Here is a 22342-nt window from a genome sequence, read left to right as displayed (position 1 = left end):
TAATTGGTGGTGAAAATGTTGAATGACATTGGCCATAAAATAAGATGTATCCGTAAAGAAAACAATTTAAACCAAGGTTCAATTTGCAAAAAGCATAGGAATTTCTCAAGGTAACCTGAGCGAGATTGAACTGGGAAATAGTAACCCATCTGCGGAAACATTAATATCTATTCGAACACAATATAATGTGAACTTAAATTGGCTATTGAGTGGTGTCAATGCAGAAGATGGGACGACATATGAAGATGAATTTGAGCGAAGGTTGATTGAAGTTTATAGAAATCTTGATGATTATGATAAGAACGAAATAATTGAGTTTATACGAGTAAAAATACATTTAAGATCAATTTAATTGTTCAATGAAAGTAAAGGATTTCGATTAGATTAAGATAAGTGAACAGTGTGAACTGCCTGTGTCTAAATTTATTGTGTGGCCAGCAATTATAATGGTTAGTGTTGTCTCTACGTGAGGGAACTTTCGTTTGTCATAGTCGCCGTATAGTACGAAATTATTATAGTTTTTGCTCAAAATCAATTTTTTCTTAGATGGGTGTAGAGGAATTTACTGTAATTTGTCGAAATATTAGTCCGATAAGACTATATTTCTGAGGTGAAGTCCTTGATATTCGTTGCTGGTATACACGGTGTCGGCAAAACAAGCTGGTGTAGAGAAAGGTCTACTCATGTAGGTATAGCGCATTACTCTGCAAGTACGCTAATTGCTCAAGAAAGAAACGAGTTATTTACACTTGACAAGAGAGTGGATCAAGTTGAGGAAAACCAACTGTTGCTTCTATCCGCCGTGAGGCGTATCTGCGTGTCCCAGAGATTTTTATTAGACGGGCACTTTTGCCTTGTAAATAAAGGAAATGCGGTTGAAAGGGTACCGTACCAAACATTCGCAGATATTAACCCCTCTGGAATAATTCTTCTAAAGGATGATGTGTGTTCCATTTACGATAGATTAGGTGCTAGAGATGCTCAGCATTATGACCTATCATTTCTAGAGAAGTTTCAAAATGCAGAAATGGAATACGCTCAATACGTGTCGGGAAAATTGCGTTGCCCTTTTAGTATTATTACTCCCACCAGTACGTTTGATTTGACCGGTTTCGTAAGCGAATGTTACAAGGAGGGGACCCTATGAGCGGAATACTTGAACGGAAGAAGTTTAGAGAGGTTAATCTGAATGACCCCTTTTTTGATTCTCTGAAATTCGATTATCGGGAATTTGCAGCTTGGTTTAAACGAAAGGGAGATGAAGAGGCATATCTGTATTACGAAAACGGATTTGTTCAAGGCTTTCTTTATTTTAAAGTTGAATCAGGACCCATTACAGATGTAGAACCCGTCATCTCCGGTAAGCGCCTCCTGAAGATAGGTACGCTCAAAATAAATCCACACGGTACACGCTTAGGCGAACGTTTTATAAAAAAGGCCATCGATTATGCAATTGTAATGGGTGTAGAACAATGTTACGTCACTGTATTTGAAAAGCATAAGGCACTCGTGGATCTGTTTGAAAAGTATGGGTTTTCACGCCATGGAGTAAAGGTAACAGTAAACGGAACTGAGTTGGTGTTTGTAAAGTCTCTGACCACATTTACGGGCGAAATATTAACGGATTATCCTTTGATTTCGATAAAAGGCAATAACAAATACATACTTTCGATCTATCCTCAATATCATTCCGTCATGTTCCCAGACTCTATCTTAAGAAATGAGAACGTCAACATCCTAGAAGATGTCTCATACACGAACAGCATTCACAAGATATATGTAACCAGGATGAAAGTGTTTCCTCTGGTAAGAGGAGATATATTGGTCATGTATCGAACCAAGGATGAAGGAAAAAAAGCAGAGTATAGTTCTGTCGTCAGTTCTGTATGCGTAGTGGAGGAAGTCCGTTACCAAACCGAATTCGAAAATTTTGAAGCATTTTATTCTTATGCCACAAAATATAGTGTATTTGATCGAAATGATTTACAATATTGGTATAACCGCGGCGGGTGCTATACAATAAAAATGACATATAATGCAGCATTAAGCAAACGATTGATTCGTCAGAAGCTTATTGAGCAGATTGGGATTGACCGCAACATTTATTGGGGCTTCTTTCAAATCACGGATGAACAGTTTGTTCGTATACTAGAAGAAGGTGGAGTACTTGAAAGTATTGTTATCGATTAGACCTGAGTTTGTGGAGCAGATTGTAAATGGTAAGAAGCTTTTCGAATACCGGAAGAGGATTTTTAAGAAAGAGGTTGAGTCCGTCATCATTTACTGCACGAAGCCAGTAGGGATGATTGTCGGAGAATTTACATTTGATTATATTATATCTGATACTCCTCAAGCGCTATGGGATCGGACTCACAATGAATCAGGAATTTCTAAAGACTTTTTCATGCAATATTTTTCAGACAGAGAAACCGGTTATGCAATTCAAATTAAGGAATATCGGGAATATGAAAACCCTGTTCAACCGGAAGAGGTTTTTGGACATTTCGTAGCTCCGCAGTCGTATCGTTATGTTGCAGATGAGGAATGGAAGGAACTTCAATTAGTTTTGTAATGTTGAAGAACAAATGGTTTCAGCCAAGGATTTTTTTGGCTGGGGCCTTTATTTTTTTGAACACTTATTGATAAATCAATGTGAAGAGTTAGCCCGCGCTACTGTTGGCAACACTGATATAAAACGGGGTAATCATTAAGGCCAATACGTAATCAAACAAAACGAAGAATGGGGGCGCTTTAATGAGGCAAAAGCTAGGGATATTTGAGGGTATTTTGATAAAAGTCACTATTGCTATGTTATTTGGTTTTGGTGTGGTAATGCATTAATAATGGAATATCGCTTTATCTGAGTAGGAGGATCCGATGCATAGAAGCTTTTAGCTGTTTCCTCGATTATAACTGATAATTCATCATCAACCTTTCCACAATCAATTCTCTTAATATATTTTCGAGGCGGTAAATGTTCCTCCATCCATTGTCGATCATGTTTGAATAGATAATTATATTCTTTTGTGGCTTTCAACCGAACTTCCTTCCGAGTATTAACACTTCGAATCAATCCAGATATGGTATTTCGAAAGTTATTTACTTTCTCTTCGCCGCGAGCCGCGGCACTTATTTCTCTATTAGCGGATAACAATTAAAAACAATTTATAGTGGGATCATCCGTTTCCCCCACATGAATGCGGTTGATATAATAATCAGTTTACCCGAACCCCAAAGAATATCTGTAGCGTCAATTAAGAGGTTTGCTACCAACGAATATTTGTCTGGAAACTCCCGAGAAATTTGAGCAAATTACCAAGAACGAGAAATTACATCGAGCATTGTATTGATACGACGGAATCTTTTCAAATTCGGAGGATGACATGGGCGGCGAATAAACTGAAAGAAACTGAAGGAAGAGTAATGGGGTGGAAATTACTCAAAACAGCTAGTCTAAATCATCCATTAAGAAAAAGTGTGTACACTAATTTTGTTGAAATTACTAGACAAGGATGACCAAGCTGTATCAAATAGTACAAGGGCACGGATAAGATGACAAAGCTTAGTTTTTTTCCTACTCCTTATGAAGGAGAGGATTTTCGAAGTACAATCTATCGTTATCATATACAAAGTAGTAATAGAGAGTTTATGGAAAGCAAAATGGATTTATTCGGTCTAAAATCAGATAAAAATCAGGTGTTTGGTAGAAACATGGAGCATCTCATTCAAAGATTGACGCAACATAGGATGGAAAAAGTTGCATGAATCCGTCTTCTACTCCAAGTACAAATTGGTAAACCTCCTGTCGTTATTACCAGACTTGAACCTACGGACTGCACCCAGAGGGTGACATGAAGGAAAGCGGATTGCGGGAAAACTGCATGATCCGTTTGAACGAGCGGACGGAGGAAGGCACAAGCCGACCTCCTTCGACTCTACACCGAGGAACGCAGGACAACACAACCTGCGGGAGGAAAGGAGCCCTGCTTTGTTTTTGTTTCTTAAGGAGGTACGAGTCAGTGAATGCCAAACGGCTAACGACACCAAAGGAAAACGTTCAACTACTCCAAGAGAAACTAGGTCATGCGGCCAAGGAAAGCAAGAAGCGAAGATTTCACGCTCTGTATGACAAGGTCTACCGGTTAGACATCCTGTGGGAAGCATGGCGGAGAGTACGAGCCGATATGGACTCTGCTGAAATTGATGGGGAGACGCTAGCTGATATTGAGAAGCAAGGAGAAATGTTCTTCGTGCACGAATGTCATCGACTTCTTAAAGAAGGCGACTACCATCGGCAACCCGTAAAGCGCCAATATATCCCCAAGAAGGATGCGGATCGGGCATACGAGATCATTCGAACGATAATGGAACGTCTGGAGTTAACGTTACACCTGACCAAAACGTGAACCGTCGGACTATGGACAGGAGAAGAAGGCTTTCGACTTCCTAGGCATGCATCACCGAAAGATGAAGGCCGAAACTTCCGAAAGTCAAGTATATTATACGACCCAACAATGGCTATGCCGTAAGGCAGAGGAGCGAATTAGGGAAGTCGTGAAGGAACGACTAGCCCCTGTGAATATGCGTCACAAATCATTCCAAGAACATTTGGAATACTATGCCAAGAAGCGTCAACGCGCTCGATGGAGGAGCTCATTACGCGAAGTGAAATCGTTCAATTCGGACTCAGAACGCTATTGTAATCTGCATGCACATGAATGACGAACATCGGAAAGCGTATGAGGGAAAACCTCACGTATGGTTTGATGAGGAGAGGCAGAATTTATCTGCCCTTTACTCTAGCAGAGGCGCAGTGAAGACGGCGGGATACAAAACTATGCCGGCTGCCATCCGGCGGACGCTGCGGCCAGCTTCCAGCCGGGCAGTCATCAGGTGTTCCAACCGAGTATCCAACGGATTTTCCAGCCGAATATCCAGCTGACATCCAGTCACGTTTCCAGCCAGGCTTCCAGAAATTCGTCAGGTAATCATGTTAAGTTATCGCAAAACGCAAGGATTCGGAGCACCGGCAGAGAATGTGTACAGGTAATATCTACCAAATTTGCCGCCCCCCTGAATGTCGACACGTGTCGAATTCCTCGATTGATGGCAAACCATTCCCAGCGTTTCTTCTTTATTCGCTCTTTTTAGACAAAATATTTACACCTTATGTTGGAAAGACCAAATTTAACTAAAGCTTTACTATACATTATTGGAAATTTTGATATAATTATACTTGGCTCACCTTTCCTATTATGCTAGAACATAGAATTGTAGGGTCCTTATACCTATTCAAGCTGTGCGCGAGAGACCAGTCCACTGGCTACCCAGAAAGCCGGCATGCGGGGACCGACAATTGTGGAAAATGACAGCCGAGAATATGTTGCTCCATGACATCAGAAGGTTCAGAAAGGATGAAGCCAACCTTATCCCAATTCCGATGGAGGATGAAGCGCATGAGCATTTTTGAAAAGCTGGAATCCAACGTAAGATCTTACTGCAGAAGCTTTCCGGTGGTATTCGACCGGGCCAAGGGGGACCTATTATATTCTGAGGACGGAAGAGCATATATTGATTTTTTTGCAGGTGCTGGGGCACTGAATTACGGTCATAACAACGATTATATCAAGGACCGGGTTCTCGATTACTTGACCTCCGACCGGATTATGCACGGTCTGGATATGTATACAATGGCCAAGCGCGAATTCATCCAGAGCTTCTCGGAGCGGATCCTGGAGCCGAAGAAGCTGAATTACAAGCTTCAATTCTGCGGTCCGACGGGGACGAACGCGGTGGAAGCGGCCCTGAAGCTCGCACGCAAGGCGAAGAAGAGAACCGGGATATTCGCATTCATGGGCGGCTTCCACGGCATGTCGCTCGGCAGCCTGTCGGCGACAAGCTCCAAGTCCATGAGGGAAGGGGCGGGGCTTCCTCTGGGCGGAGTTACGTTCATGCCGCACCCGAGCGGGGCTTTCGCAGAAATGGATACGCTCGGCTATATCGAGAATATCCTGACTGATTCGCACTCCGGAATCGACAAGCCGGCCGCCATCCTGCTTGAAACGGTACAAGCCGAAGGCGGAATTCACGTCGCCGACGCGCAGTGGCTGCGAGGGCTGCAGCAGCTTTGCCGCAGGCACGATATCCTGCTCATTACCGACGAGATTCAAGTCGGCTGCGGCCGGACAGGCGAATTCTTCTCCTTCGAACGTGCGGGGATCCAGCCGGATCTCATTACCCTGTCGAAGTCGATCAGCGGGTACGGCCTGCCAATGTCCCTCCTGCTGCTGAAGCCTGAACTGGATCTCTGGACGCCGGGCGAGCACAACGGCACCTTCCGCGGCAACCAGCTCGCTTTTGTGGCCGCCAAGGCCGCTCTCGAGTTCCGGGACAGAGCCGCCCTGGAAGCCGAGGTGAAGCAGAAGGAAGAGTTTGTGCGCTCGTTCCTTGACAAAGAAATCAAGCCTCTGCATCCGTCGATCGCGATCCGCGGACTCGGCCTGATCTGGGGCATTGACGTCTCGGGCTTCACGGATGAAGCCGGGGCGAAGCGGATGACGGAGATCAGCTTCGAGAACGGGCTCATCATTGAAAGAGCCGGCAGAGGAGACCACGTGCTGAAGATCATGCCTCCGCTGACCGTCTCAATGGAGCATCTTGCCGCCGGCTGCGACATTATCAAGTCCAGTATACAGCAGGTGATCTCTCAGGAGACCCAGGATTTGCTGGTAACGACCTAAGCTCGGCCAAGCCGGTGACCGCCCCGGCAAGAGGCACGGAAGTGCCTTCCGGGGGCCGTGTGGCCCTGATGTTAAGATAACGTTTTTACCCTATTGGAAGATTTTCTCCCCATGCTGGCTGCGGTACCGTCAGTCAGCATGGAATTCACCGCTAATCCAAGGGCTGTCCCGTTCATGCCATACGGAGCATTCTTTGAGACTCATGCAGCGCCATCGTCACATCTAATCGTCAGGAAAAGCTCACTACCCTGCAGCCGGATCTTTACTTATCCACACCAGGGCTGCGGGGGAATACATAAATCGTACATAGAGTGGATCAATACCCCTTAAACATAGGCTTCGACAAAGGCAGCTCCGGTGCCGAATCCGGAGGTACGGCCGATTTCCTGCTGGCCGGCCGGAACCCTACAGCAAGCCTTACATCGATGGGAGGAACATCCCTTGTCCATCCCCAAATCCAATTCCGAACCCAATAGTAAACCAAAGCCCGTCTTCGGGCGGCTCGTCCGCAGCAAGCATATGAAGCAAGTCACATGTTTGAAAAGGCGGGGAGCAAGGCTGGAGCGTTGCTGCGGCATATGCTCCGCCGGATTGCTTTTACCGATGAAGAGAGGGGAACGATCCAGGTGGCTTTTGAAAAAGAAACGTTGTTTTGGAACGAAAAATTCGGTAGCGACGATTATACCTTGACGCGGCTGCCTTACAGCAAAGCTCCAAGCTCCCAGGCGCCCATTATGACAACCGTCGGCGGTTCGCTTTCGGAGAAAGCGGCGCAGCGCGTCCTTCAAATGAGCAAGGGCGCTCCGCTGGCCGCTTTTATGATTTTGCTCGCCGGTGTTCAGTCACTATTGCATAAATATACAGGCGCTTCTGACATTCTGGTCGGCATGCCGGTTGTACGGAAACCGACGGAGACGCGCCGATCCGTTAATCATACGGTCATTTTGAAAAACTCGCTTTCGGCGGGTGCGACTTTTAAAACGCTTCTGAGCGAGCTGAGGACTTCCTTGCCGGAGGCGATTCAGCATCAACATATTCCGTTCTTGAAAATGACTGAGAAGCTGGACCTGCAATATGCAGACGGGATACCCGTCATCCATACGCTAGTATCCCTTAAGGAGCTGCATCTGGACGAAATCGGGCAAAACGTGGTCACGGATTGTTCCTTTGAATTCAGCTTAACCGGCGGGACGATACAGCTAGCGCTGTCATATAACGAGCACTTATATGACTCGAAGTTCATGACTCGGGTCGTCGGCCATCTGAATCGCCTGCTGGCCGTGGGGCTTCACGAGTTGGAGCTGGACATCGTGCGGGTGGACATGCTGTCGGAGGACGAGAAATTTCAATTGCTGCAAAGCTTTAACGATACCGAGAAGGACTATCCCCGTGATCGGACGATTCATCAGCTCGTGGAGGAGCAGGTGAATCGGGTGCCCGAAGCAACGGCGGTTGTCTTTGAGGGGCGGCGGCTTTCGTACGCGGAGCTGAACGAACGGGCGAACCGGCTGGCGCGGACGCTGCGATCGGTCGGCGTGCTGCCCAATCAACTGGTAGGCTTGATGGCCAGGAGATCGCTGGAGACGGTCGTTGGCATTCTGGCGGTTCTGAAAGCTGGCGGTGCCTACGTGCCGATCGACCCGGAATACCCGGAAGAACGCATCCGCTACATTCTGGAGAACTCGAACGCGCAGCTGCTGCTGACTCAAAGGGAGCTGCAGCAGCAGGTCCCGTTCGAAGGGACCGTGTTGGCGCTGGATGACGAGCAGGCCTACAGCGACGATGGAACGAACCTGGAGCCGGCCAGCGGTCCGAATGATCTGGCTTATGTCATCTATACGTCAGGTACGACGGGCAAACCCAAAGGGGTCATGCTGGAGCATCGCGGTTTGGTCAGCTTGAAGCTGATGTTCGCGGACAGGCTGGGCATCACGGAGCATGACCGGATCGTTCAATTCGCCAGCCTGTCGTTCGACGCGTCCTGCTGGGAAGTGTTCAAAGCGCTCTATTTTGGCGCGGCATTGTACATCCCGACGGCCGAGACGATTCTCGACAACCGCCTGTTCGAGAGTTATATGAACGAGCATGCGATTACGGCGGCGATTTTGCCTCCGACGTACAGCGCTTATTTGAACCCGGACCGCCTTCCCAGCTTAACGAAGCTCGTAACGGGAGGCTCGGCGGTATCGGCCGAATTCGTGCAGCAGTGGAAACCGAAGGTCCACTATTTCAATGCTTACGGCCCTACCGAAGCTTCGATTGTTACGACGCTTTGGGATGCGGATGAGGAGCAGCCGGAGCGCAGAGTCATTCCGATCGGGCGCCCGCTGGCCAATCACCGGATTTTTATTTTGGATGCCCACCTGCAGCTTGTGCCTCCGGGAGTGGACGGCGAGCTGTGCGTGGCAGGCGTGGGGCTTGCGAGAGGTTACCTGAACCATCCGGAGCTGACGGCAGAGAAGTTCGTGGAACATCCGTTTGCGCCGGGAGAACGCCTTTACCGGACGGGAGATCTCGCCCGCTGGCTGCCGGACGGAAATATTGAGTACTTGGGCCGGATCGACCATCAGGTGAAAATCCGTGGATTTCGGATCGAGATCGGCGAGATTGAAGAGCAGCTTCTGAAGATCGACTCCGTGCAGGAGACGATGGTAATCGCGCGGGAGGGCAAAAGCGGGCAAGAATTGTGCGCTTACCTGGTCGCGGGCCGCCCGCTTACGCTCGGCGAGCTGAGAAGCGCGCTGGCGCAAAAATTGCCGAATTACATGATTCCGGCGCATTTTGTTCAGCTTCCGCGGATGCCGCTCACGCCGAACGACAAAATCGACCGCAAGGCTTTGCCCGCCCCAGAAGGAAACGCGCTGACCGGCGGCGCGTACGTAGCTCCCCGCAATGAAGCCGAGCGGACGCTTGCCGATGTGTGGCAGGCGGTATTGAACGCCGATCGCGTTGGGGTAACGGATCATTTCTTCGAGCTGGGCGGAGACTCGATCAAGTCCATTCAAGTATCTTCGCGGCTACATCAAGCCGGGTACAAGCTGGAAATCCGGGATTTGTTCAAATATCCGACTATTTCACAGCTCAGCCTGCATGTGAAACCGATCGGACGTACCATCGATCAAGGCGAAATAACGGGTGAAACGGCGCTGACGCCGATTCAGCATTGGTTTTTCGAGAGCTCCTTTGCGGACCCGCATCATTTCAACCAGTCGGTGATGCTGTACCGGAAGGAACGCTTTGACGAAGAGACGGTGCGTCAGGTGCTGCAAAAGCTGGCCGAGCATCATGACGCCTTGCGGATGGTGTTCCGCAAAACGGAACAAGGGTTTAGCGCGCGGAACCGCGCGATTCAGGAAGGCGGGCTGTTCACGCTGGACGTGTTCGACTTCAAGGGTGTGGAGAATACCGCACAGGCTGTGGAAGCGAAGGCAACGGATATTCAAGCGGGCATCGATCTGGAGAAAGGGCCCCTCGTGAAGGCGGGACTGTTCCGGTGCGCGGACGGCGATCATTTACTGCTCGCGGTTCATCATGCCGTGGTGGACGGCGTGTCTTGGCGCATTTTGATGGAGGATTTCGCTCTGGGTTACGAGCAGGCCGGCAAAAGCGAGGAAATTCGTTTCCCGGCGAAAACGGATGCGTACCGCACTTGGTCCGAGCAGCTGGCCGCTTACGCGCAAAGCCCGGAGATGGCGAAGGAACGGGCCTATTGGCAGGCCGTGGAACAAATTGCGGTTCCGGCCTTGCCGAAGGATCTGGAGGCGGACGTTACGACGCAGCAGGACAGCGAATCGCTGTTCGTCCGTTTGACTCCTGAAGAAACGGAGCTGCTGCTGAAGCGGGTTCACCGGGCCTACAACACCGAAATGAACGATATTTTGGTAACGGCGCTCGGCATAGCCGTTCGCAAGTGGACGGGACACGAACGGGTGCGGATCAATCTCGAAGGACACGGACGCGAATCGATCGGAACGGATATCGACATCACGCGCACAGTCGGCTGGTTTACGACCAAGTTTCCGGTCGTCCTGGAGCCGGAAACCAACCGGGATTTGGCCTATCAGATTAAACAGGTCAAGGAAAGCTTGCGCCGCATTCCGAACAAGGGGCTTGGGTACGGTGTGTGCCGCTATCTCTCCAAATCGGAGGATGGCTTTGTTTGGGGCGCAGAGCCGGAAATTAATTTTAACTACCTCGGCCAGTTCGACGATGATGTCAATCAGGACGAGATCGGCATATCTATATCTTCTTATTCCAGCGGAAACCCGGCCAGCGACCGGCAGGCCCGCAGCTTTGTGCTGGATATCAACGGCATGGTGCTGGACGGCTCTCTATCGCTCGATCTCAGCTACAGCCGGAAGCAGTATCGCAAGGAAACGATGGAAGCCTTCGCTCAGCGGCTTGAGCAAAGTCTCCGAGAGCTCATTACCCACTGCGCAGGCAAAGAACACACCGAATTGACGCCGAGCGATGTGCAATTTAAAGGCTTGACCATCGCGGAATTGGAGCAAATCGGCCAGCGCTCGGGCCATGTCGGGGAAATCGAAAATATTTACTCGCTTACGCCGATGCAGAAGGGCATGTGGTTCCACAGCGCGCTTGACCGGCAAACGGCCGCTTACTTCGAGCAGACGCGGTTTACGATGCGGGGAGCGCTTGACGTCCAGCTTTTCGAGAGGAGCTGGATGGAGCTTGCGAAACGTCATCTGGTGCTGCGGGCGAATTTTGTGAAAGGACCAGCGGGCGAGCCGCTGCAAATCATATACCGCGACAAGCTGGTCGGTTTTGAATATGAAGAGCTGCTTCACTTGCAGCCGGACGAGAAACAAGCGTATTTGGATAAAAAGGCCGAGGATGACAAGCTTCGCGGCTTCGACATGGAACATGACGCGCTCGTTCGGGTTACGATCCTGCGCACCGAAGAGCAGAGCTATCATGTGCTGTGGAGTTTCCAGCATATTTTGATGGACGGCTGGTGCCTGCCGCAACTGACGCAGGAGCTGTTTGAGACGTACTCGGCCTTGGCATCCGGCAAGCAGCCAGCGGGAGATAAGGGATCGGATTATGGCGCTTATATCGAATGGTTGGAGAAACAGGACGATCAGGCGGCATCCGGCTATTGGACGGCGTTCCTGGCAGGTTACGAAGGGCAAACCGTACTCCCGGGGCAAAAGGAAGCGCAGCCGAACGGCAGATTTACGGCTGATCACGTCACCGCCGAGCTGGGCAAGGACTTGAGCGAGCGGATGGACCGGGTGGCGAAAGAGCGTCTGGTTACGGTCAATACGCTGCTGCAAGCCGCTTGGGGCGTGATGCTGCAAAAATATAACGGAACAAACGATGCCGTATTCGGCAGCGTCGTGGCCGGAAGACCGGCGGAAATCCCGGGCATTGAGTCCATGATCGGGCTGTTCATCAATACGGTGCCGGTCCGCGTCACGAGCGAAGGGGACACCGTGTTCGCCGACCTGATGGCGAAGCTCCAAGAGCGGGCGCTGGAGTCCGGGCGTTATGATTACTATCCGCTGTATGAAATTCAAGCCCGCAGCGTGCAAAAGCAAAACCTGATCAACCATATCATCGCTTTCGAGAACTATCCGGTGGACGAGCAGATGGAGCAGGCGGGCGACCAGCAGCACGGCGACCTGACGATCACTGACGTTCAGATGGAGGAGCAGACGAACTATAACTTCAACGTGACCGTGGTGCCGGGAGCCGAGATCGAAATTCGGTTCGACTTTAACGCCGAAGTGTTCAATAAAGACAGCATCGAACGGCTCAAGGGGCATCTCGTCCATCTGCTGGAGCAGGTGACGGATAACCCGGAAATTACCGTGGGTGAGCTGGAACTTGTGACGGAGGCGGAAAAGGCCGACCTTCTCGGACGTTTTAACGACACCACTACGGAATTTCCGCGCCGGAAGACGCTCAATCAATTGTTCGAAGAGCAGGCGGAGCTTTACCCGGACAACGTGGCCGCCGTCATGAACGAGCGGCAGCTGACCTACCGCGAGCTGAACGAGCGATCCAACCGCCTTGCGCGGAAGCTGCGGGAGACGGGAGTAGAAGCGGACCAGCTGGTAGCGATTCTGGCCGAACGCTCGCTCGATATGGTCGTCGGCATTCTGGCGATTCTCAAAGCGGGCGGAGCCTACGTGCCTGTCGATCCCGACTACCCGGAGGAGCGCATCCGCTTCATGATTGAGGATTCGGGCGCGCCGTTATTGCTGATTCAAAAGCATCTGCACGAGAAGACCGACTTCGCAGGAACGCGCCTCGAATTGGACGATTTCGTTTGGGGCGACAGAGGGGCGGACTCCGCCGATGCGCTGGACGCTTCGAACCTGGAGCCGATTTCCGGGCCGGGCAACCTGGCTTATGTCATCTACACGTCGGGAACGACCGGGAGACCGAAAGGAACGCTGATCGAGCATAAGAACGTCGTGCGCCTTTTGTTCAACCACAAGAACCTGTTCGACTTCGGGCCGTCCGACACGTGGACGCTGTTCCACTCGTTCTGCTTCGATTTCTCCGTCTGGGAAATGTACGGAGCGCTGCTGTACGGAGGCAAGCTGGTCATCGTACCGCCGCTCACGGCGAAAAATCCGGCCGATTTCCTGGCGCTGCTGGGCCGCGAACAGGTCACGATTTTGAATCAGACGCCAACGTACTTCTACCAGCTGCTGCGTGAGGTCTTGGCGGATCATCCGTACGATCTGCGGATTCGCAGCGTCATTTTCGGGGGCGAAGCGCTGAGTCCGCTGCTGCTCAAGGGCTTCAAGACGAAGTACCCGGAGACGAAGCTGATCAATATGTACGGCATTACCGAGACGACGGTTCACGTGACGTATAAGGAAATTACGTGGGTCGAAATGGAGGCGGCGAAGAGCAATATCGGCAAGCCGATCCCGACGCTGAGGGTGTACGTCCTGGATGAAAACCGCCGCCCAGTGCCGATCGGCGTAGCAGGCGAAATGTACGTGGCCGGGGAAGGCCTTGCGAGAGGATACCTGAACCGTCCGGATCTGACGGCGGAGAAGTTCGTCGATTCTCCGTTTGCGGAGGGGGAGAAGCTGTACCGCTCGGGCGACTTGGCGGCTTGGCTGCCGGACGGCAACATCGAATACCTGGGGCGGATCGACCATCAGGTGAAAATCCGCGGCTACCGGATCGAGCTGGACGAAATCGAGACACAGCTTCTGAACGTCGAGGGCGTGGAAGAAGCGGTGGTGCTCGCCCGTCAGGACGGCGGGGGCGAGAAGGCGCTTGTCGCCTACTTTGTGGCGGACCGGACGCTGACGGTCAGCGAAATGAGAACCTCGCTGGCCCAGGGAATGCCGGGGTACATGATCCCGTCGTACTTCGTGCAGCTGGAGCGCATGCCGCTGACGTCCAACGGCAAAGTGGACCGCAAAGCGCTGCCGGAGCCGCAAGGCGGCATACAAACGGGCGTCGAATACGTAGCGCCGCGTAACCGGACGGAGTCCCAGCTTGTGAAGATCTGGGAGGAAGTGCTGGGTTACTCCGGCATTGGAGTCCTGGACAATTTCTTCGAGCTCGGAGGCCACTCCTTGCGGGCGACGAACCTTGTCAGCAAGATTCAGAAGGAAATGAACGTCGAACTTCCGCTGCGCGACGTATTCCGCTACTCGACGATCGAAGAGATGGCTCTCGCCATCTCCCGGATCGGAGAGCAGTCGTTCTCGTCGATTCCGCTGGCAGGCGCAAGAGCATATTATCCGCTTTCCTCAGCTCAGAAGCGGCTGTTTATCCTGAATCAGCTGGAAGGGGCCGATCAGAGCTACAACATGCCGGGCGTGCTGCTGCTGGAAGGATCGATTGACCGGAGCCTGCTGGAGAAGGCTTTCCGCGGACTGATCGCACGGCACGAAACGCTGCGAACCGGCTTTGAGATCGTACAAGGCGAAGCAGTACAGCGCATTTACGAGAGCGTCGACTTTGCCGTCGAGTACCGTCATGCGAGCGAGGAAGAAGCGCCTGAAGTCGTGCAGGCCTTCATCCGGCCTTTCGACTTGGCGAAGCCTCCGCTGCTGCGGGCGGAGCTCGTAGAGCTGGCAGCCGAACGTTATTTGCTGATGTTCGACATGCACCATATCGTCTCCGACGGGGTTTCGATGGACGTGTTAGTCGAGGAACTCGTTCGTCTGTACGGCGGCGAGTCATTAGAGCCTTTGCGCATTCAATACAAGGACTATGCGGTATGGCAGCAGTCGGACGAGCAAAAAGTGCAGTTGAAACGCGAGGAAGCTTACTGGCTGGACCGTTACCGGGGCGAGCTGCCGGTTCTGGAAATGCCGACGGACTATCCGCGTCCTGCCGTGCAGAGCTTTGAGGGACAAACGCTGACGTCCTTCGTGGACGAGGCAACGAACGAAGGCTTGAAGCAGCTGGCCGCTCAAAGAGGAACGACGCTGTATATGGTGCTGCTTGCGGCATATACCGTGCTTTTGCATAAATACACAGGTCAGGACGATTTGATCGTCGGAATGTCGATTGCGGGCAGAACGCACGGAGACACGCAGCCTTTGATCGGAATGTTCGTCAATACGCTGGCGCTCCGCAATTATCCGGCTTCGGAGAAGACCTTCCTGTCGTATCTGGAAGAAGTGAAAGAAACGACCTTAGGCGCTTACGAGCATCAGAATTATCCGTTCGAAGAGCTCGTCGATAAAGTGCAGGTCAGCCGGGATTTGAGCCGCAACCCGCTGTTTGACACGATGTTCTCCCTGCAAAACTTGGAGGATAAAGAGTTTGAGCTGGAAGGGCTGAAATTGTCCCCGTACCCTAGCGAATACGGCACGGCCAAGTTCGACCTGAGTGTGGATGTTACGGAAGAAAACGGCGGCCTGGAGTGCAGCTTTGAATTCGCAACGGCTCTTTATAAAGAAAGCACGATCCGGCGGCTGTCGACTCATTTCGGACATTTGCTTGCGGCGATCGTAAGCCGTCCGGATGCGAAGATTGCCGAGCTGAACTTGTTGACGGCAGCGGAAAAAGACCAAATTCTCGGCGCGTTCAACCCGGCGCAGCCGGAAGCGGCTCCTGCGGCCGCGTTCCACCGGCTGTTCGAGGAACAGGCGGAGCGCACGCCCGAAGCGGAGGCCGTCGTGTACGAGAACGACCGGCTGACGTATGCGGAGCTGAACGAGCGGGCGAACCGCTTGGCGGCTACGCTGCGCGCAAGCGGCATCGGCCGGGAGTCAATCGTCGGCATTCTCGCCGAGCGTTCGGTGGACTTGCTGGTGGCCGTGCTGGCCGTCTGGAAAGCGGGCGGGGCGTATGTGCCGCTCGACCCGGATTATCCGGCAGACCGTGTGCGGTTCATGCTCGAAGACAGCGGAGCGAAGGTACTGCTGACGCAAACGCCGCTGCAAGAGCGTGCCGAAGCCTGGCTCGGCGAAGAGGAGCTGGCGCTGGCAGCGGTGCTGTACCTAGACGACGAAGCGTCGTACAGCGAGGAGCGGGCGAATGCGGCGATTGGCTCCGGCATGGTTTCCGGCAAGCTGACGGATGCTGTGGACGACGGCGATGAGAGCCATCAGCATGTCGGCACCGGCAGCTTCCATGAAGCCCGTCCGGAGGATCTGGCGTACGTGATCTATACGTCGGGAACGACGGGCAAGCCGAAGGGCGTGATGATCGAGCACCGCAGCCTGGTGAACACGGCGGCGGGCTACCGGCGGGAATACCGGTTGGATCAGTTCCCGGTGCGCCTGCTGCAGCTCGCCAGCTTCTCGTTCGACGTGTTCGTGGGAGATATCGCGCGGACGTTGTACAACGGAGGCACGATGGTGATTGTGCCGAAGGACGACCGGATCGATCCGTCTCGTCTGCACCACTGGATGGAGCGGGAGCGGGTCACCGTCTTCGAATCGACGCCGGCGCTGATCGTGCCGTTCCTGGAGTACGTGCACGAGCAGGGGCTGGATATGAGCGGGATGGAGCTGTTGATTACAAGCTCGGACAGCTGCAGCGTGGCGGATTACCGAACCTTGCAGGAACGCTTCGGCTCGTTGTTCCGGATCATCAACGCCTACGGCGTGACGGAAGCGGCGATCGACTCCAGCTTCTACGACGAGGAGCTGACGAAGCTGCCTCAGACAGGCCATGTGCCGATCGGCAAAGCGTGGCTGAATGCAAAATTCTACATTGTGGATGCGCATCTGAACCCGGTGCCGGTCGGGGTGCTGGGCGAGCTGGTCATTGGCGGAGTCGGGGTAGCGCGCGGGTACTTGAACCGTCCGGAGCTGACGGAAGAGAAGTTCGTAGACAGTCCGTTCGCCGCGGGCGAGCGGCTGTACCGCACGGGAGACTTGGCGCGGTGGATGGAGGACGGCAATGTGGACTTCATCGGCCGGATCGACAACCAGGCGAAAATCCGGGGCTACCGGATTGAGACGGGCGAGATCGAGTCGCAGCTGCTGCGGGTGGAAGGCGTGCGCGAAGCGGTGGTGCTGGTTCGAAGTGACGCGAACGGGCAGAAGGCGCTATGCGCGTATTACACGCCGGATACCGGAACGGAGCTGGCGGTGAACGTTCTGCGCAGCGCGCTGGCACAGGAGCTGCCGGGCTATATGATCCCGTCGTACTTCGTGGAGCTGGAGCGCCTGCCTCTAACGCCGAACGGAAAGATTGACCGGAAGGCGCTGCCGGCGCCGGAAGGGGAAGCGGGAAGCGGAACCGAGTACGTCGCACCGCGCAATGAGCTGGAAACGAAGCTGGCGGCGATTTGGCAGGAGGTGCTGGGGCTTGCGAAGGAGATTGGCGTTCACGACAACTTCTTCGACATCGGCGGCCACTCCCTGCGGGCGACGACGCTGGTCAGCAAGGTGCACAAGGAACTGAGCGTGGATCTGCCGCTGCGCGACGTGTTCCGCCATTCCACGATCGAGAGCATGGCGGCCGCCATTTCCCGGCTGGATGAGCAGACATTCGTTGCCATTCCGGTGGCGGATGACCGGGAGGTGTACCCGCAATCTTTTGCTCAAAAACGTCTCTTTATCCTGAATCAACTGGAAGACGCGGAGCTTAGCTACAACATGCCGGAGGCGATGCTGCTGGAGGGGGCTTTGGACCGGGTAAGGTTCGAAGAAGCGTTCCGTAAGCTCATGGCGCGGCATGAAATGCTGCGCACCGGGTTCGAAATGGTGGATGGCGAAGCATCGCAGCGGGTTTACCAGGACTTGAATTTTGCCGTGGAGTTCTATCGAGTAGATGAGCAAGAGGCCGAAGAGACGGTTCGCCGTTTTGTCCGTCCGTTTGACTTGGCGAAGCCTCCGCTGCTGAGGGTAGGCCTTGTCGAGCTGGCTCCCGAACGCCATATTCTAATGTACGACATGCATCATATTATTTCCGACGGTGTCTCCATGGAAATCTTTGTTGAAGAATTCGTCCGCTTGTACGGCGGCGAGAAATTGGAGCCTCTGCGCATTCAGTACAAAGACTACACCGTGTGGCAGCATTCGCAGGAGCAGAAGGAACGGCTTCAGCGTCAGGAGGCGTACTGGCTGGACATGTTCCAAGGCGAGCTTCCGGTGCTGGAAATGCCGACCGACTATCCGCGTCCGGCCGTGCAGAGCTACGAAGGCCAAACGCTGGAGTTTTTCTTCGACGCTTCGAAAACTGACGGCCTAAGGCAACTGGCCTCGGAAACGGGCACGACGCTGTTTATGGTGTTGCTTGCGGCATATAACGTCCTTCTGCATAAATATTCAGGTCAGGAAGATGTGATCGTTGGTACGCCGATTGCTGGAAGGAATCATGGAGATGTGCAGCCGTTAATCGGGATGTTCTTAAACACGCTGGCGATCCGCAGTTATCCGGCTTCGGAGAAGACATTCCTGTCCTACCTGAACGAAGTCAAAGAAACGACCCTCCACGCCTTCGAGCATCAAAACTATCCGTTCGAAGAATTGGTGGACAAGGTGCAAGTCACCCGTGATTTAAGCCGCAATCCGATTTTCGACACGCTGTTTACGATGCAGAATACGGAGAACGAGGAATTTGAGCTGGAAGGGCTTCGCCTGATTCCTTATCCGAGCGCACTGGATACCGCAAAGTTTGATATCAGCTTGGATGTGGGCGAGGAGAACGGCGGCTTGGATTACAGCTTCGAATATGCGACGGCTCTCTACAAAAGGGAGACGATTGAACGGCTGGCGAAGCATTACGAGCAGCTGCTCGTAACGATCGTAAGCCGTCCGGATGCGAAGATCGCCGAGCTGAACTTGTTGACGGCAGAGGAAAAAGAACAAATTCTCGGCACGTTCAACCCCGCGCAGCCGGAAGCGGCTCCTGCGTCCGCGTTCCACCGGCTGTTCGAGGAACAGGCGGAACGCACACCCGAAGCGGAGGCCGTCGTGTACGAGAACGACCGGCTGACGTATGCGGAGCTGAACGAGCGGGCGAACCGCTTGGCGGCCACGCTGCGCGCAAGCGGCATCGGCCGGGAGACGATCGTCGGCATTCTCGCCGAGCGTTCGGTGGACTTGCTGGTGGCCGTGCTGGCCGTCTGGAAAGCGGGCGGGGCGTATGTGCCTCTCGACCCGGATTACCCGGCGGACCGCGTGCGGTTCATGCTCGAAGACAGCGGAGCGAAGGTACTGCTGACGCAAACGGCGCTGCGAGAGCGTGCCGAAGCCTGGCTCGGCGAAGAGGAGCTGGCGCTGGCAGCGGTGCTGTACCTGGACGACGAAGCGTCGTACAGCGAGGAGCGGGCGAATGCGCCGATTGGCTCCGGCATGGTCTCCGGCAAGCTGACGGCTGCTGTGGACGACTGCGATGAGAGCCATCAGTATGTCGGCACCGACAGCTTCCATGAAGCCCGTCCGGAGGATCTGGCGTACGTGATCTATACGTCGGGAACGACGGGCAAGCCGAAGGGCGTGATGATCGAGCACCGCAGCCTGGTGAACACGGCGGCGGGCTACCGGCGGGAATACCGGTTGGATCAGTTCCCGGTGCGCCTGCTGCAGCTCGCCAGCTTCTCGTTCGACGTGTTCGTGGGAGATATCGCGCGGACGTTGTACAACGGAGGCACGATGGTGATTGTGCCGAAGGACGACCGGATCGATCCGTCTCGTCTGCACTACTGGATCAGCCAGCAGCAAGTGACGATCTTCGAATCGACGCCGGCGCTGATCGTGCCGTTCCTGGAGTACGTGCACGAGCAGGGGCTGGATATGAGCCGGTTGGAGCTGTTGATCACGAGCTCGGACAGCTGCAGCGTGGCGGATTACCGGACCTTGCAGGAACGCTTCGGCTCGTTGTTCCGGATCATCAACGCTTACGGCGTGACGGAAGCGGCGGTCGACTCCAGCTTCTATGACGAGCCGCTGGAGAAGCTGCCGAAGACGGGCAGCGTGCCGATCGGGAAAGCGTGGCTGAATGCGAAATTCTACATCGTGGATGCGCACCTGAACCCGGTGCCAGTAGGGGTGCTGGGCGAGCTGGTTATCGGCGGAGTCGGCGTGGCGCGCGGGTACTTGAACCGTCCGGAGCTGACGGAAGAGAAGTTCGTAGACAGTCCGTTCGCCGCGGGCGAGCGGCTGTACCGCACGGGGGATTTGGCGCGGTGGATGGAGGACGGGAACGTGGACTTCATCGGCCGGATCGACAACCAGGCAAAAATCCGGGGGTACCGAATTGAAACGGGCGAGATCGAGTCGCAGCTGTTGCGGGTGGAAGGAGTACGCGAAGCGGTGGTGCTGGTTCGAAGTGACGCGAACGGGCAGAAGGCGCTATGCGCGTATTACACGCTGGATACCGGAGCGGAACTGGCAGTGAACGATCTGCGCGGCGCGCTGGCACAGGAACTGCCGGGCTACATGATCCCGTCGTACTTCGTGGAGCTGGAGCGCCTGCCTCTGACGCCAAACGGAAAGATTGACCGGAAGGCGCTGCCGGCGCCGGAAGGGGAAGCGGGGAGCGGAACGGAGCACGTCGCACCGCGCAATGAGCTGGAAACGAAGCTGGCGGCGATATGGCAGGAGGTGCTGGGCCTTGCGAAGGAGATTGGCGTTCACGACAACTTCTTCGACATCGGCGGCCACTCCCTGCGGGCGACAACGCTGGCGGGCAAGGTATTTAAGGAATTAAACGTCAATCTGCCGCTGCGCGACGTATTCCGTCACTCGACGATTGCGGCGATGGCCGAGGCTATCGCCCGGATGGAACGGCGGGAGCACGAGGCCATTCCTCAAGCGGAGGAGAGAGAGTACTACCCTCTGTCCTCTGCACAAAAACGGCTGTTCATTCAGCACACGCTGGATGGAGCGGATCAGCTTTACAACATGCCGGAGTTGGTGCAGGTGGAAGGCGAGTTTGATTTAGACCGGTTGGAAGCCGCCTTGCGGAAATTGATAACACGGCATGAATCGCTGCGCACCGGTTTTGAAATCGTGAAGGGTGAAGCGGTTCAGCGAATTTACCCGCAGGTTGATTTTGCTATCGAGCATCATCAAGCAGATAAAGCGGATGTGGCTCAAATCGAGCAGATTGTTCGCAGCTTTGTTCGTCCGTTTGATCTCGGAAAGCCGCCGCTGTTGCGAGCCGGGGTCATTGAACTGGAGCCAAATCTGCATATTCTCCTTTTCGACATGCACCATATCGTGTCCGACGGGGTATCAATGGCGATTGTGATGGATGAGTTCTCGAGTTTCTACGCCGGGGAAGAACTGCCGCCACTGCGCATTCAATACAAGGATTATGCCGTTTGGCAGCAGTCGAAGGCCTACCGAGAGCGGATCGGGCGGCAGGAAGCGTACTGGCTGCAAACCTTCGCAGGCGAGCTGCCGACGGCGGACCTGCCGATGGATTACGAACGGTCTGCGGTTCGCAGCTACGAAGGCGCGCATCTGGAGTTCGACGTTGAAGCTTCTCTCTCTGCGCGGCTGCGCGAATTGGCGGCCGAGCGTGAAAGCACGTTGTTCATGGTGCTGCTTGCGGCTTATACCGTGCTGCTGTCCAAGTACAGCGGGCAGGAGGACTTGGTCGTGGGCACCCCGGTGGCGGGAAGAACGAATGCCGATTTGGAACCGGTCATCGGGATGTTTGTCAATACGCTGGCGATCCGCAATCGTCCGTCGGGCAACAAAACGTTCTTGTCTTACCTGGAAGAAGTAAAGGAAACGGCTTTGGGCGCTTTCGAGAACCAGGATTATCCATTCGAGGAACTCGTGGAGCGTTTGAATGTGAAGCGGGAGCCTGGCCGCTTCCCGTTGTTCGATGCTGTTTTCGATTTGCAAAATATCGAAGAACGAGACGCCGAACTGGAAGGGGTCAGCCTGAAGACTTACGAGCTTGACCATTTGGAAGAAGCGAAGTTCGATCTGACGCTGTTTATGTATGAAAACAACGGGGCGCTGAGCGGGGGCTTCTTCTACGCCACCAAGCTGTTCAAAGAAGCGATGATCCGCACCTTGAGTGAGGATTACCTGCGGGTACTGTCTCAAATTGTGGAAAATCCGCAACTCGAGCTAAGCCGGATTGAATGTCACAAACCGTCGGCAGGCGCAAAGAGTGCCGTCGATACGATCGAATTCGCGTTTTAATCTTACAAGCGCGCCTCCGACGTCAATCGA

Annotated in this window: 8 protein-coding genes and 1 pseudogene; 8 read left to right on the top strand and 1 reads right to left on the bottom strand. The window is 53.8% G+C overall.

All coding sequences use genetic code 11. From position 1 onward, the window contains the following. Window positions 1–82 precede the first annotated feature (82 nt). The 4 genes and pseudogenes from NNL35_RS30785 to NNL35_RS29535 all read left to right on the top strand — a co-directional run. Window positions 83–352: pseudogene (locus tag NNL35_RS30785) on the top strand (helix-turn-helix domain-containing protein); the annotation flags it as partial. A gap of 258 nt (window positions 353–610) precedes the next feature. Beyond that, window positions 611–1147 carry an ATP-binding protein gene (locus NNL35_RS30780; RefSeq protein WP_420798540.1) on the top strand — a complete coding sequence of 179 codons (537 nt, stop codon included), beginning with the start codon at window positions 611–613 and terminating at the stop codon, window positions 1145–1147. Next, window positions 1144–2190 (top strand): GNAT family protein, encoded by a 1047-nt coding sequence (locus NNL35_RS29540; RefSeq protein ID WP_006678460.1) that lies wholly within the window; start codon window positions 1144–1146, stop codon window positions 2188–2190. The genes NNL35_RS30780 and NNL35_RS29540 overlap by 4 nt, the downstream gene beginning before the upstream one ends. Next, window positions 2168–2572, top strand: coding sequence for an ASCH domain-containing protein (locus tag NNL35_RS29535; RefSeq protein WP_006678459.1), 405 nt, complete (start codon window positions 2168–2170; stop codon window positions 2570–2572). The genes NNL35_RS29540 and NNL35_RS29535 overlap by 23 nt, the downstream gene beginning before the upstream one ends. A 234-nt stretch (window positions 2573–2806) precedes the next feature. Here the strand turns inward: NNL35_RS29535 and NNL35_RS30775 are convergent, their stop codons facing one another. Beyond that, the gene (locus NNL35_RS30775) at window positions 2807–3154 is read right to left on the bottom strand and encodes a TnsD family Tn7-like transposition protein (protein ID WP_083835601.1); all 348 of its coding nucleotides are present in this window, start codon (window positions 3152–3154) and stop codon (window positions 2807–2809) included. A 398-nt stretch (window positions 3155–3552) separates the two neighbouring features. Here NNL35_RS30775 and NNL35_RS29530 point away from each other — a divergent pair, with 398 nt between their 5' ends. From NNL35_RS29530 to NNL35_RS29515, 4 genes are all read left to right on the top strand, one after another. Continuing rightward, window positions 3553–3765: a hypothetical protein gene (locus NNL35_RS29530; protein WP_138985660.1), complete on the top strand. Its 213-nt coding sequence runs from the start codon at window positions 3553–3555 to the stop codon at window positions 3763–3765. Window positions 3766–4019: 254 nt separating this feature from the next. Then, a complete protein-coding gene (locus NNL35_RS29525) occupies window positions 4020–4406 on the top strand; it encodes a reverse transcriptase family protein (RefSeq protein ID WP_050979468.1) in 387 nt (128 codons plus the stop codon). A 1050-nt stretch (window positions 4407–5456) separates the two neighbouring features. Next, window positions 5457–6740: a diaminobutyrate--2-oxoglutarate transaminase gene (gene ectB / locus NNL35_RS29520; RefSeq protein ID WP_006678458.1), complete on the top strand. Its 1284-nt coding sequence runs from the start codon at window positions 5457–5459 to the stop codon at window positions 6738–6740. 533 nt (window positions 6741–7273) lie between these two features. After that, entirely contained in the window at window positions 7274–22312 is a 15039-nt protein-coding gene (locus tag NNL35_RS29515; RefSeq protein WP_254553959.1) for a non-ribosomal peptide synthetase, read from the top strand. The last annotated feature ends 30 nt before the right edge of the window (window positions 22313–22342 follow it).

The organism is Paenibacillus dendritiformis, from assembly GCF_945605565.1.
Classification (GTDB): Bacteria; Bacillota; Bacilli; order Paenibacillales; family Paenibacillaceae; genus Paenibacillus_B; species Paenibacillus_B dendritiformis_A.
This window is presented reverse-complemented; position numbering and strand designations above follow the sequence as displayed.